Source organism: Persicimonas caeni (assembly GCF_006517175.1).
In the GTDB taxonomy this organism is placed as follows: Bacteria; Myxococcota_A; Bradymonadia; order Bradymonadales; family Bradymonadaceae; genus Persicimonas; species Persicimonas caeni.
Map to the genome: position 1 here is coordinate 6855169 of NZ_CP041186.1, position 13393 is coordinate 6868561.

The window sequence follows — 13393 nt, forward strand, 5'->3', positions numbered from 1 at the left end:
GCCGGGGCGCGCCCGACTGATCTTTCTCAGGTGGCACTATACGAAAAGTTGCAGTGTGGTAAAAAGCCCGTCCGAAGATCCCGTTCTATCATGTCTTTGCCTCTCGGGTTTGCTGTGGGGCAGGGAGTAGTCATGACTCGACCCGATATCGACGCCATTCGCTACACCGGCGCTCCTCAGCTCACTGAGGGCGGCGCCGAAGTGCTCGCCTTTCACTTTCACCGTTATTTGGCCACCTGGCTCGAGCAGGAGCGCCGTGCGCGCGTGCTGGTGACGGTGGGCTTCGAGAATAGCGAGGTGCAATCGGCCACCTTCGACGCTTCGATCGCGCGCTGCGAGATCGTCGAGGTCGCCTGGACCTTCGAGGACCTGTGCCGCATCTACCGGCAGGGCGACGGGCGGCTGCACGTCGAGCAGCGCGGCGAGAGCGGGCATACGGTCGTCTACGACCTGGTGCCGCTGTTGGACACGCCCGTCTCCGGCGGCGAGGCCCGCGTGCTGCTCGGCTTCGCGCTCGTCGACGAAGCCGACGTCATGGGCCCCGACGGCCTCGGCCAGCTCGCCGCCCAGGCGACCGAGGCAATCCGCGCCGCGCGCCGCAACGCCATGCGGCTCTTCTTCGACGACATGAAGACGCTGCCCATCAAGACGACCCTGTACGGGCTCATGGAGCATCTGCCCGAGTGGACCGGCTGCGATCACTCCGCGGCGATGCTCATGACGAGCAGCTTGGAGGCGATGACGCTCGGCTCGTCGGGCGAGTCGCGCTTCGATTTCCTGGCCGAGCGCCTCTACTGCGACGACGACGAAGGCGCGCCGCGCCGGCTTGTGGGCATGTCGGTAAGCCTCTCCGATGCGACCGCGGGGTTCTTGGGCCAAGCCGTCGAGCGACAGGCCCGCGACCCCGAGCAGCCGATCCAGATCTACGTGCGTTCCGACGACGACCCGCAGAGTTGGTGCGCGATCGAAGACGGCGACGATTGCGTCCCCTCCTTCCACCACTGTGAGGAGCGCGCCGACGAGTCGATGTACGTGTTGGTGCCGTTGCTCGCCCACGACGTCTCCGAGACCGAGCTTCTGGGGTTCGTGTCGCTCGTCTACAAGCACCGGCGCGAACTCGCCGCCTCGACGCGCGACATCCTCGACGAGCTGAGCCAGAACCTCAGTTCGATGCTTCGCTACTCGCCGCTGTACACGCTCAACGCGCGCAAGCTGTGGATCTTGCGCCAGACGCGCGCGGCCCTCGAAGAGGCGATCGTCGGCTCGAACGGCGCGAACGCCCGCGTCGAGAGCCTCATCGGCGAGGTCACCTCGCTGATCGTGGAACACGTCGACATCCCGAGCTTCGCCATCGCGTATATGCGCCGCGAGGGCGACAACGGCGCTCAGAAGCGCTTTTTGCGCTACGCCCACCCCCACGGCTGGACCCACTTCGAGCAGCTGAACCTGCCGGTCGACGTCGACTTCGGCGAGCACGCCGATTCGGGCGTGTCGAGCCTGGCGGTGCGCATCAACCGCCCGCTGGTGCTCGCCGGCGGCCGCGGCGAGGGCGACCAACTCGCCTTCAAGAACTACCTATTCGTCGACGAGACCCGCGGCGTGGTCATCGACGCGCGCAGCCCGCAGGCCGCCGGCGTGGCCGATGAGACCGGCTGGGTGCGCCTGTCCGACTACTACAAGCCGGCGCGCTCGTCGTCGTATGCGACCCTGGCGTACCCGATCTCGTTTGGCGGCGAGCCCCTGGGCGTGATCTCGCTGGAGGTCGAGCGGTCGACGAGTTGGTTGTGGTGGACGGGGTTTGGGGCGCAGTTGTTTTGGAGTCTGCTCGCCAATGAGTTGGCGTATGCGTTTCATGCGTTGGGGGTGGGGGGCCAAGAAACGTGAACGTGCACGTGCACCTGAACGGCAGTTAAACCTGCAGTGACTTCGAGAACCCAGATAGCTTCGGTTGAGCTACATCGGTCAGCCGGAAAGCAGTCCTTCGTTTGTGTTCATTGCAGATGAAAAGGCCGTTTACGTTCAGGTGCACGTTCACGGGACTGCTTACGCCAAGAGGCGATCAATCTCCGGCAACACCTCCCCCGTCTTCCCCCGAATCACCACATCGGCAATCTCAGACAATTCGGTCGGGTTGGGGTTGATCTCGATGAGCTTGGCGCCGTGTGAGCGGGCCAGGCCGGGGATCGTGGCGGCGGGGTAGACGATGCCCGAGGTCCCGAGCAGGAGCACCACGTCGGCGACGTGGGCGGCGCCCTGGGCGCGCAGGTAGGGCGCCTCGGGGAGCATTTCGCCGAAGAGGGTGACGTCGGGGCGGATGATGCCGCCGCATTCGTCGCATTCGGCGGCGGTGTAGTCGGTAGGGGGCTCCTCGAGGGGCTCGTCGCACACGTCGCAGCGTGAGCGGAACAGCGAGCCGTGCAGGTGCCAGATGCCTTCTTTGGTGAGGCCCTCGCGCAAGAACGCGCTCTCGAGCAGGCGGTCGACGTTCTGGGTGGCGATGGTGCAGTCGCGCTCGGCGCAGATGCGGGCGAGGGCGTAGTGGCCCGGGTTGGGCTCGTAGTCGTCGATCATGTCGCGCATCTTCTGGAACCAGGCCAGGGCGGCCTCGGGCTCCTCGCGAAGCGCGTCGGCGTGCGCGTAGCGCAGCACGTCGGGGTTGGAGTACATGCCGTCTTCGCCGCGAAAGGTGGGGATGCCCGACTCGGCGGACAGCCCGCTGCCGGCGAAGACCAGGATATGCCCGGCGCGGTCGATGAGTTCGGCGGCGCGTTTCAGTTTGCGTTTGTCCATCAATGATTCCGGTGGGGCAGCATTAGCGTTCCAAAAACTCGCGAACCAACCGTCTAAATTCCTCGGGGGCCTCGATGGGAATCGTGTGCCCGACGCCCGTGACCAGGGCGTGCTCGCCGCCGGCCAGCTCGGCCAGCTCGCGTGCGCCCTCGGGGGTGACGAGCAGATCTTTGTCGGCCGACACCACCAGGGTGGGGGTGGACACGTTCTTGGCCAGATCGGACAGGTCGGGGTAGTCCATCATCGCCTCGAGCAGCGCGCGCACGCCTTCTTCGCTGTTGCGCTGCACCGACGCCCTGACGATGCCCTTGAGGATATTCTCGTTCTTCTCCAGAAAGTTGTTGCCCAAAATGGTGGGCAGCGCGCTCCAGCTCATGGCGGTGAGCCCGCCGTTGGTGAGCACGCCGTGCCAGGCGCGCACGATGGTGCGGGCGAGGGCGGTGGGCCGGGCGGTCGCGCTGCACAAGACGAGCTTGCCCAGGCGGTCGGCGTGGTAGTTGGCCACGCCGAGCGCGATGCGCGCGCCGTGGCTGAACCCGGCCAGATGGGCGCGGTCGACCTCGAGCTCGTCGAGCAGCGCGTCGAGGTCGTGGGCGTGTTGGTCGAGCGTGAGCTCGGCGTCGCCCAGCTCGCTGTCGCCCTGGCCGCGCGCGTCGTAGGTGAGCACGCGGTAGCCGGCCTCGGCGAACGCCTTGGCCTGGCTGTTCCAGTGGGCCGTCGACTGGGTCATCCCGTTGAGGAAGACGAGGACGTCGCCGTCGTTGTCGAAGCCGGTCGTTTTGTAGTGGAGCGTGGTGCCGTCGAAGGTGGTGAACTTGGGCATGGCGTTGGGAGTCGTGCGTCGGGAAATGGTCTTGGCCCGCAGACTATGCACAATTTTTGACAAGAGGGCCACCCGCACGGACAATCCGGGCTCGAATGCTTCTGTCTGCCCCGCTGATTGCCTTGATGCGAAAGCTCCTCTTAACACTGATCACTACGGCGCTCGTCACGGGCGCGCTGAGCGTGGCTTGCACCAAGGCCGCCGGCCCGCCCAAGCCCGACGACGGCGATAAGCTGATCGCGCAAACCCAGACGACAAGCGCGCCTGCGGCCAAGACGCCCGCGCCGGCCGTGGAGGCTCCCTCCGAGCCCGACGACAGCGCGCGCAGCATTCGGATCGCGGTCGTCTCCGACCTCAACGGAAGCTACGGCTCGACGCACTACCGCGACGAGGTTCACGGCGCGGTGCGCTGGCTCGTCGACGACATCCGACCCGACGCGGTGCTCTCGACGGGCGACATGGTCGCCGGCCAAAAGCGCGGCCTCGACTACGAGGCGATGTGGGCGGGCTTCCACGCCGCGGTCACCCGCCCCTTGGCCCGCGCGGGCATTCCGTTCATGGTCACCCCCGGCAACCACGACGCCTCAGCGGGCGCGGTCTTCATGGAAGAGCGCATCACCTTCGTCGAGCAGTGGAAGCGCCACCGCCCGAAGGTGCGCTTCGTCGACGACGCGTTCTACCCGCTGTACTACGCCTTCGAAATCGGGCCGGCCCTGTTCATCTCGCTCGACGCCACGGTCACCGGCCCCATCGACGCTGCCCAGCGCCGCTGGCTTCGCGGCGTGCTCGAGCGCCACCGCGACAAGAAGGCCAAGGTCGTCTTCGGTCACGTGCCCCTGTACCCGTTCTCCGAGGAGCGCAAGACCGAGATCCTGGGCGACACGGCCCTCGAAGAGCTCTTCGCCGAGCACGACGTCGATCTGATGCTCAGCGGCCACCACCACGCCTACTACCCGGGCCGCCGCGACGAGCTGCGCCTGGTGAGCATGGCGTGTTTGGGCTCGGGGCCGCGCACGCTCGTGGGCACCGACCACACAAGCGAGAAGAGCGTGGCCGTCGTCGACATCTCGCCGGACGGCGAGATCGTGGTGGAGGCGTACGAGGCGAGCGAGCATCGCAAGATCGAGCGGTCGGGGTTGCCGGAGTCGCTCGGGTCGGGGGGGCAGAAGATTTGGCGTGACGATGTGGAACGGCATGTGAACCGCAAAGGTCGCGAAGGGCGCTAAGGGAGCAAAGGGGGGGTGTGGGGTCACGGCGCCACGGTTTTCAGGAGCGCGGCGATCTCTAGGAGCGCGGCATGCCAGGCCGCATAGGCCTCAAAAGCCGTTGCATTGGTTGCGAGGGCATCGCTCTTTCGCATGGATGGGCTCTTCCCGGGTGCGAGCCCGTCGGCTCGGCGAATTGAGGGGATGTTCCAGGTGCGAGGGCTCGGGAGGAACGCGCCGGAGGCGATGTTTCAGGGGAATGGGCATCATCGGAGCTGGCCGGAGGGCTTGTCTCAGGTGATCGGGCATCGTGTCGGAGAGTCGATGCGTTTGCACCCGGTGATCGGGCATCATTTTGGCGACGGGGTGCCCGTACACCTGGTGATCGGGCATCATTTTGGCGAGAGAATGCGATCGCACGTGAGACAAGGGGGTCTTTTTTTATCGGCAATGCCCTCGCACGTGAGACATGGCCTCTGATCGATTTGTCCGATGCGATCGCACCTCGGGCATAGCAGTGGTTGTCGCAGAAGGCCGCCGTCGTTTGGAGGCCGCGCTTGCAGCATTTGGAGGCAGCGCTTCCAGCGCTGGTTGCAGGAGCGTGCGGCCTTGCTACCAGGGCAAGATGCCCTGCCTCCAAAGGCTTTCGCGACAGTCTCGAGACGACCGCGCCCCGATCAGGCTGAGCGCCCCGGCCAGGCTGAGCGCCCCAATGGGGTCGGGGCGCGGTGCTCTGCGCCGCCGCGACGCGTCTCGCGTCGGCTTGCGTGGACGAGGTGCGACCGGCCCAACACGTGCGGCGGGCCGGAGCACGGTCAACCCGCATAATGCGCCGCCGGCGGTCGAGACGAGGCTGTCGCAAACGGCCGCCGTCGTTTGGAGGCAGCGCTTCCAGCGCTGGTTGCAGGAGCGTGCGGCCTTGCTACCAGGGCAAGATGCCCGGCCTCCTAAAGCCCTTGCGTCTTCTGCGGTTCAACCCACACGACCTCGCTCGTAAGGTCACTAACGGATCGGGATTTGCACACCAATTTGTGCGCAATCGAGGACTCTTAGTGGGCGGAGCGACAACATGAGCAGGCGCAGGCACTTCATCCGAGCAATCACACCGCTGACGTTGGCCGCGCTGTTTGCGACGGCCGGCTGCGGCGATAGCGGGCAGGCCGAAGGCGCTCGCCCGGAGAGTGGAACCGCGGCGAGTTTCTGCGAGCTCGTCTCGACACAGCCGCGCACCTACGGCGGCTGCATAAGCGGTTCGGTGCACCTGCAGCACCGCGGCTACTGGTGCCACGACTATCAGACGGTGACCTGTAACGCCGAGACCTATCCGGGCGGGGTCGAGTTCACTCCGACCGAGCAGATCGTCTCTCGCGTCGATGAAGAGGGGCGGTGCTGGTCGATGTCCGGGATGTGGCCGGCGAGGTGGACGCCACCCGAGGCTGGAGACGTCTGTTACACGAGCATTTCGTGTGAAGACTTGTGTCGGCAACTGGCGGCCCAAGATGGGCGGCAAGGAGAGTCGCAATGAGCATTGTTCGCAACGCGGTACTGATTGCGGCGCTGGCGTTTTTTGCCGGCTGCAGCGACGACACAGGCGAGGGCTGGCAACTCGACGACCAGCCCGACGCCGAGTCGGAGCCAGATGCTGCGAGCAGCGCGTACGAGTACACGTTCGCAGACCAGCCGATGGGCTGTTGTGATATCATCAATATCTACGCCGAGCGCTCCGACGGCGGCCAGTGTGTGTATGCCAAGTTGTGGTGGCCCGGCGAGGATGCCGGCTACGACGTGGAGGTGCCGGAGGGATGGTTGCTCGACGAGATTCATGTGAGTGAATCGCGCTGTGATGCGAGCCCCGCGGCCGCCGAAGCAGTGGCCGAACGTGCAGAAGGGCGGATTTGGTTTCGCGATCCCGGCGACCCGTACGGCTCGATCGCCTTCGACCTGGCGGTCACGTTCGGCGAGCCGATCGATGAGACCATTCACTTGGTGGGAGAGCGCTAGAGACTCGCGAGGCCACTCTCGCGATGCTCGCTGGTTGGGCGACGTCGCGGGGGCTAAACAACAGCCCCCGGCTCCGCCCCCCCATTGCGGCCTGGCATGCCGCGCTCCTGAAAGACGTGGCGCCGTGAGCTGAAGCTCCCCTTTGCTTTCTTTGCGCCCTTCGCGACCGTTGCGGTTCACCCCCGAGAACCCCGTTCATTGCAGATCCGTTTCGCGAAACCCTCGTTACTGTTCGTTGGCGTGGTGCTTGCAGCGAACATCTCCTGTGTAAGCATCTTCACGCTACTTTGGTCACTGGTGGGTTATGAAGCTCGAGTCGTCTGAATCCGTTTCGCTTGTTGGGCCGTCACCGACGTGGCTTCTTGCCGCGGCGACTCTCCTTGCGGCGTGCGGCTCGGCTGTCGAGCCGTCCAGTGAAGATGCCGCAGCGGACGCACCTGGACTCCCGACGGAATGTCAGGTCGATTCCGATCTTCGGGTGCAAGACGCCTTCGGGAGCCACTGGACGAGCTCCGGCCCGGCCATCTGGGAGGGGCAGCGAGACGGCATGGGCCGAGTCGTGCTGACCCACGATGGCTCTTGTGGCGACGAATGCCACAAAACGTGCGTGATGACGCTGGAAGAAACAGACCAGAGCTGTCCGCGCTTGGTTTCGTACGAGTGTGAGCAGTGGGATCTATACCTCGGAAGGTGGTCGTGGAGCGAAGATGGGACGCTTCGACTGCAACAGTGGGACCCTCATGGTGTCGTCATTGGGTACTTCGAACGCGAGAGGCCGGACCTCCAGCTGCATCCGGGCACGATGATTTGGGCCAACCTCGGCGTCGACGGCGTCGGGCTGCCGGTTGGGACGCCCTGCGACGAGGATAGTCGGTGTGCTTCCGGCAATTGCTGGGATATTGAGGCAGTTTATCCGTTGTGCTCGCGGCGCTTTTGCACGGATAGTTGCAGCGACGACGTGCAGTGCCAGCAGTGGTTCGACCAAGCCGGTTTCAGGAGGTCGGATCAGGCGGTGTGTCTGGAAACCGGGGAGTGTGGGTTCGAACGTGCCGAGACCACCGGCGAAGACGCGGGTGTGAATTTGTGGTGCCGGGTCGAATAGCTGAGGCTACGGAGGCGCCGCGCGCTCGCGAAGCTCGCTGGTTGAGGAACGTCGCGGGGGTTAAAGGGCAACCCCCGGCTCCGCCGCCCCCATGCAGCCTGGCAGTGGTTGTCGCAGAAGGCCGCCGTCGTTTGGAGGCAGCGCTTCCAGCGCTGGTTGCAGGAGCGTGCGGCCTTGCTACCAGGGCAAGATGCCCTGCCTCCAAAGGTTTTCGTGACAGCCTTGAGACGACCGCGCCCGGATCAGGCTGAGCGCCCCGGCCAGGCTGAGCGCCCCAATGGGGTCGGGGCGCGGTGCTCTGCGCCGCCGCGACGCGTCTCGCGTCGGCTTGCGTGGTCGAGGTGCGGCGCTCGTCCACGTACGGCGGGCCAGAGGCGCCGCCGGCGGTCGAGACGACCGCGCCCCGGCCAGGCTGAGCGCCCCGGCCAGGTTGAGCGCCCTAATGGGGTCGGGGCGCGGTGCTCTGCGCCGCCGCGACGCGTCTCGCGTCGGCTTGCGTGGACGAGGTGCGACCGGCCCAACACGTGCGGCGGGCCGGAGCACGGTCAACCCGCATAATGCGCCGCCGGCGGTCGAGACGAGGCTGTCGCAGAAGGCCGCCGTCGTTTGGAGGCAGCGCTTCCAGCGCTGGTTGCAGGAGCGTGCGGCCTTGCTATCAGGGCAAGATGCCCTGCCTCCAAAGGCGTTCGCGACCTTTGCAGTTCAACCCGCCCTAGTGGTGTGACACCGAGATTCGATTCACCTTCGCCGGACTAGCACCACCAGCTTCGGCGCTCACTCCTCGACGATGCGCTGCATCGCCTGCGGGGTTCGCATCCGAATCTGGCGGCGCTATCCTCGCCGAAAGGTTGAATCTCACTTCGGTGTCACCCCACTAAAACCCCCCGCCATACCGCAAATACCACTCGCTCACGCCCCCCTCGTCCAACCCGTGCGCGTAGCCCAGGCGCAGCGCGCCGCCCAAGAAGTAGCCGAAGGTCGCGTCGAGTTGGACTTCGCCGCCGACCGAGCTGAGCAGGTCGGCGTCGGTGAGGTAGCCGTCGTAGGCGGCGCCGACGTCGGCGAAGAGTTGGCCTTTGAGACGGCGGAAGAAGACCGGGACCGTCGAGAAGCCCTGGTCGAAGTTGTGGATGGGGAAGCGGTATTCGCCCGACCAGACCTGGTATTGCGAGCCGCGGGTGAACCCGGGCGGGTATCCGCGCAGGGCGAATTGGCCGCTGGGTTGCTGCAGGACGAGGTCGGTGAGGATGTCCTGGGGGGAGTAGCCGCCGATGGCAAAGCCGCGTGAGCCGGGGAAGTTCGAGCGGATGATGCCGCCGTTCATCTTGATGGCCGCCACGTGGTGGTCGAACCAGGGGATGGAGACGTAGGCGCCCAGCCCGTAGGTCAGGCTGACCGAGTTGATGTCGGTGTCGGACAGGTCGTTTTGCAGGTTGAACGAGATGTGGGTGTGCCAGCCGTCGGTGACGCTGACGCCCTGGGGGTAATACTCGAGGTCGCTGTAGGAGAGCGACAGGCGAAGGTCGCCCGAGAAGCCGTGGTCGGGGTAGCGCGGCTCGATGTCGGCCGGGTCGTGGTCGACCTGGGGCTCGTCGAGGAACTCGTTGAAGCGCACGCCCACGCTCGTGGACAGGCGCAGCGAGTCGTCGACGCTGCGGATGGGGTAGCTCGCGCGGCCGCTGAGCGAGTAGGCGCGCTCGGTGAACGGGATGTAGCGGTTCTCGGCGACCAGGCTGCGGGTGTCGGGGAAGGTGCGCACGCTGGCGCTCACCCCGAGGTCGACGGGGAGCGCGCCGTAGGCGTACGAGCCGCTGAGAAGCGAGCTGCTGTCGGTGAGGTTGGGGCCGGTGGTCCACAGCGCGCTCAGCGCCCAGCCGTGGTGGCTGATGGGGTCGTAGCCCTGCAGGGTGCCGCCGACGCCCGTGCCGCTGAAGAGCACGGACAGCTCGGGGGTGAAGAAGAGCGGGGCGAGCCAGCGCCACGGCTGGTAGTCGTGGGTGACCCAGTCGGAGGTGTCGACGTGCGGGTAGTCGCGGCGGGCGGGCCCGGCGTAGCTCTCGGGGGCTTCGCGCCACAGCCTCGTCGGCTTGCGGAAGCGGGCGATCTCGTAGCCGTCGGAGGTGTAGGCGGACACGTAGATCCACTGGCCGTCGTTCGACGGGCGCGGGCTGAACACGCCGTTGACGACGTTGCTCAACTGCCAGGTCTTCTGGGCGTCGAGGTCCATCACGTAGGCGTTGTAGATGCCCGTGCGGTCGGAGGCGAAGTAGAGCTTGCCGTCGTCGGCAAAGTGCGGGTCGAGGTCGTGGGCGGCGTCGTCGGTCAGGTTCGTCAGCCGCTCGCCGGCGGGTTTGTCGAACTCGTAGAGCCACAGGTCGCGTTGGCGGGTGTCGAGGCGCCACCAGCTAAAGACGAGCGCCTTGCCGTCGGGGCGCCAGGTGGGCTGCGAGATCTGTTGCCAGTGGCGCTCGTCGTCGCCGGGCCACTTGCTCGAGCCGACGAGGACCTCGCTCTTTTTGCCGGGGCCCGAGGCCAGCGGGCGCACGGCGAGTTCCATGGAGCCGTGGGTGTTGCGCACGTAGGCGATGCGCTCTCCGTCGGGCGAGACGGCCGGCTCGCGAGCGCGTTCGCCCTCGGTCAGGCGGCGGTCGCGGCCGGTGTCGAGGTTGCGCACGTACAGGTCCGAGAAGGCGTAGACGTTCTCGATGATGGTGCGCCGGCCGTACACGAGCGACTCGCCGTCGGGCGTCCAGTCGTGCGGGCCGCTGGCGCCGTTGACCTCGAAGAGGACGTCGTGGTCGGTGCCGGTGGTGCGCGTGACGGAGAAGGCGGCGTGCGACTCGAGGTCGGCGCGGTGGAAGCTCATCTGGCCGGAGTCGGGCCGGGGCGTGGGGTAGCGGTTTCCGCCGCCGCCCGAGGTCACGAAGTCGAGTTGGGTCTGGCCCTTGGCGCGCACGGCGATGCGTTTGGCTAACGCGTCGGCCTGTTCGTGGGCCGTCCACTCTCGCCACAGCTCGTGGAAGGTCTCGCCGCCGGCCTTCTCGGCGGTCTGGTTGAGGCTGAACGGGATGAGCCGGCTTCCGTACTCGTGGTTGAACTTGCGCACGAACTCCTGGCCGCGCGTTTCGGTGACGTAGTCCATGAAGAAGCCGCCGTACAGGTACGCGGCGCTGCCCATGGGCCACTCGACCGGCGAGCCTGTGGCGGTGCCCAGCGTGAAGAATTTCTCCTCCAGGGCGGCGGTGCGAAGCCACATCTGGAACAGCGAGCTCTCGATGCGCCCGGTGCCCGTGCGGTGCGACTCGTACATCGTGGCTAGGCCCTCGATATACCAGCGGGGCAAGACCTGGTTGGGGTTGAGCTGCTTGCCGATAACCGAGTTGATGATGGGCGCTTCCTCGGTAGTGGTGTCCAGGTGCAGGATGTGGACGTACTCGTGGTAGACGAGGATGCGCAGCCAGTCGTCGTAGTAGCCGAGCACGCCCTCGGGCTCCGGGGGCATGCTGTAGATGACCACACGATTGCGCCCGTAGACGTTGGCCGAGCCGTTGGCCGTATCGGTCTTGTCGGTGATGACCACGTGGGTCTTGTCGGCCGGTGTCCAGTCGAGCAGCGGCGACAAGATGATATGCGCCTCCTCGTGGACCTTGGCCACGCGGTGGGCGAAGTCTTCGAGCCCCGAGTAGTAGTGGACGTAGAAGTGGGGCGTCTCGAGGGTGTAGTACTCGAGGTCGGGGTCGTCGAGCGCCGTGGCGCGCACGGGGAGCGTCAACGCAAAGAGCGTCAGGAGTGCGGCCAGGAGGCGGTGGAAACGGTTCGGCAAAGTGTGACTCAGTCTCGGCGTACGAATAAGATGTTGTGCTCGTCCTCGTAGACGTTCGCCCAGTCGTCGGAGGCGCGTATGCGCTCGACGAGCGGGGCTTGGCGCTCGAGGCTCAAGACGGCGGCGTCGATCTCGAATTGCTGGAAAACCCCTCTCCAGGCGGGCGTATCAATGACCGTCTCGTAGAGTCGCCAGACGTCCTGGGGCGGCAGCTCGATGCGCTGATCGACGAAGACCAGTTGCTGCGGGTTGGCGTCCGTCAGGTGAAAGGTCAGGAATCCCGCGTACTTCTGGTCGTGGAAAATATGCAACCCTTTGCGGTACTTACGCAAGAGCTCTGTGTGGGCGACCGGCGTTTCGGCGGTCACGAGGCCGGCCAACGGGGCGCGCGTGCGCACCGGGATGGGCTGGTAGGTCGTGACGATGTCGCGGTGCCAGGTCGTGCCCGGCTGCAGCAGGATGCCCGCGGCGAGCAAGGCGAGGGCGATGAGCAGGTTGACGACGCGCAGCACCATGGGCGGCGTGTCTTGTCGCGCGTCCTGTCGCCCAGCTTCATCGAGGCTCAGGTACGGGGCGAGCGTGATGGGCGCGGCGAGGCCGAACCACATGAGCCCGCGCGCCGAGAAGGCGGCGACGATGGCGAACCCTGCAAAGAGCAGGACGTCGGCGGCGTCGAGTTCGTCGCGGGCGCGCCAGAACAAGAACGCGCCGGCGGCGAGCACGAGGTAGAAGACGATGCCGATGCCCGCGGGGTTGGTGAACGTCGTGGGCATCCACTCGGTGACCGTCGACTGGATCTCGGCGTTGGTCATCAGGTCGAAGACGTAGCCGTAGATCTCGGAGCCGCGCGGGTTGATGAGCGGCGCGGCGAGCGAGGCGGCGAAGGTGGCGGTCCAGGCGAAGACGCGCGTCGCCGAGAATTCGTGGGCGCCGGTGTAGCGGTCGAGGCCGGCGGCGGCGCCGAAGGCCAAGGCGATCGCCCCGACGACGAAGAACGAGCCGTGCAGGTTCGCCCACAGGGCCGCCGCGGCCGGAAAGAGCACGAGCAGCCATAGCGGCGCGCGGCGGGTGCGAACGCGGGTGCCGAGCCAGACGAGCAGCACGAAGAGCGGCCACACGAACATGTGGGTGCGCGCGGCGATGAGCTGGAAGGCGATGAGGAAGCCCACGAGCGTGAGCACCGCGCCGCGCATGGCCGAGCCGCTGCGTTTCATCGTCCACAGGCCGACCCAGCCGAAGACGACGGCGGCGAGCAGGTTGCGGGCGAGCAAGGCGAGCTGCAGGCCGCCTGTGTCGTGCAGCCAGAAGAGGGCCCACTGCGACAGCCAGGGCTGGACGAACGAGGGGGCGTCGGCCTCCATCGTGTACAGGAAATGGTTGGCCGCAGGCACTGCGCCCCAGTAGTGGATGAGCCGGCCCATGGTGATATGCCACCAATAGTCCCACGAGCGCAGCGGGAGCAGGCCGAAGCAGATCAGGGCGAGGGCGAAGGGGACGACCAGCCACACCAAGTCGAGGGTGAATGGGGGCTTGAGGGCGTTCCGGAGCTTCCAGGCCGTGGTGGGTTTTTGGGGATCTGCGGGCATTGGATTCTTGAGGGTTGGTTGGGGAGATGTCGCGTTGCAAGACGAAACGATCGCCTTGTGGGG

At 66.3% G+C, this 13393-nt stretch carries 8 protein-coding genes; 4 read left to right on the plus strand and 4 right to left on the minus strand.

All coding sequences use genetic code 11. The features are described from left to right. Window positions 1-132: 132 nt before the first annotated feature. Window positions 133-1884: a hypothetical protein gene (locus FIV42_RS25510; protein ID WP_141200427.1), complete on the plus strand. Its 1752-nt coding sequence runs from the start codon at window positions 133-135 to the stop codon at window positions 1882-1884. A gap of 159 nt (window positions 1885-2043) precedes the next feature. Here the strand turns inward: FIV42_RS25510 and FIV42_RS25515 are convergent, their stop codons facing one another. Both FIV42_RS25515 and FIV42_RS25520 read right to left on the minus strand, forming a co-directional pair. Further along, window positions 2044-2790 carry an SIR2 family NAD-dependent protein deacylase gene (locus FIV42_RS25515; RefSeq protein WP_141200428.1) on the minus strand — a complete coding sequence of 249 codons (747 nt, stop codon included), beginning with the start codon at window positions 2788-2790 and terminating at the stop codon, window positions 2044-2046. A gap of 22 nt (window positions 2791-2812) precedes the next feature. Further along, entirely contained in the window at window positions 2813-3613 is an 801-nt protein-coding gene (locus tag FIV42_RS25520) for an alpha/beta fold hydrolase (protein WP_141200429.1), read from the minus strand. A gap of 95 nt (window positions 3614-3708) precedes the next feature. Between FIV42_RS25520 and FIV42_RS25525 the strand changes: the two genes are divergently transcribed. The 3 genes from FIV42_RS25525 (at window position 3709) to FIV42_RS25535 (ending at window position 6819) form a co-directional block, all read left to right on the plus strand. After that, on the plus strand, window positions 3709-4839 hold the full coding sequence (locus tag FIV42_RS25525; RefSeq protein WP_141200430.1) for a metallophosphoesterase family protein: 1131 nt from the start codon (window positions 3709-3711) through the stop codon (window positions 4837-4839). Window positions 4840-5887: 1048 nt separating this feature from the next. After that, the gene (locus tag FIV42_RS25530) at window positions 5888-6343 is read left to right on the plus strand and encodes a hypothetical protein (RefSeq protein WP_141200431.1); all 456 of its coding nucleotides are present in this window, start codon (window positions 5888-5890) and stop codon (window positions 6341-6343) included. After that, window positions 6340-6819 carry a hypothetical protein gene (locus tag FIV42_RS25535; RefSeq protein WP_141200432.1) on the plus strand — a complete coding sequence of 160 codons (480 nt, stop codon included), beginning with the start codon at window positions 6340-6342 and terminating at the stop codon, window positions 6817-6819. The genes FIV42_RS25530 and FIV42_RS25535 overlap by 4 nt, the downstream gene beginning before the upstream one ends. Window positions 6820-8795: 1976 nt before the next feature. Here the strand turns inward: FIV42_RS25535 and FIV42_RS25540 are convergent. Then, complete coding sequence (locus FIV42_RS25540) at window positions 8796-11744, minus strand: BamA/TamA family outer membrane protein (protein ID WP_141200433.1); 2949 nt, start codon at window positions 11742-11744, stop codon at window positions 8796-8798. 8 nt (window positions 11745-11752) lie between these two features. Further along, window positions 11753-13330 carry a hypothetical protein gene (locus FIV42_RS25545; RefSeq protein ID WP_141200434.1) on the minus strand — a complete coding sequence of 526 codons (1578 nt, stop codon included), beginning with the start codon at window positions 13328-13330 and terminating at the stop codon, window positions 11753-11755. Window positions 13331-13393: the final 63 nt, after the last annotated feature.

Coding starts and splice junctions, on each gene's coding strand:
- FIV42_RS25545 (WP_141200434.1), bottom strand. CDS start 13,330: ATGCCCGCAGATCCCCAAAAACCCACCACGGCCTGGAAGCTCCGGAAC.
- FIV42_RS25520 (WP_141200429.1), bottom strand. CDS start 3,613: ATGCCCAAGTTCACCACCTTCGACGGCACCACGCTCCACTACAAAACG.
- FIV42_RS25525 (WP_141200430.1), top strand. CDS start 3,709: ATGCTTCTGTCTGCCCCGCTGATTGCCTTGATGCGAAAGCTCCTCTTA.
- FIV42_RS25510 (WP_141200427.1), top strand. CDS start 133: ATGACTCGACCCGATATCGACGCCATTCGCTACACCGGCGCTCCTCAG.
- FIV42_RS25515 (WP_141200428.1), bottom strand. CDS start 2,790: ATGGACAAACGCAAACTGAAACGCGCCGCCGAACTCATCGACCGCGCC.
- FIV42_RS25535 (WP_141200432.1), top strand. CDS start 6,340: ATGAGCATTGTTCGCAACGCGGTACTGATTGCGGCGCTGGCGTTTTTT.
- FIV42_RS25530 (WP_141200431.1), top strand. CDS start 5,888: ATGAGCAGGCGCAGGCACTTCATCCGAGCAATCACACCGCTGACGTTG.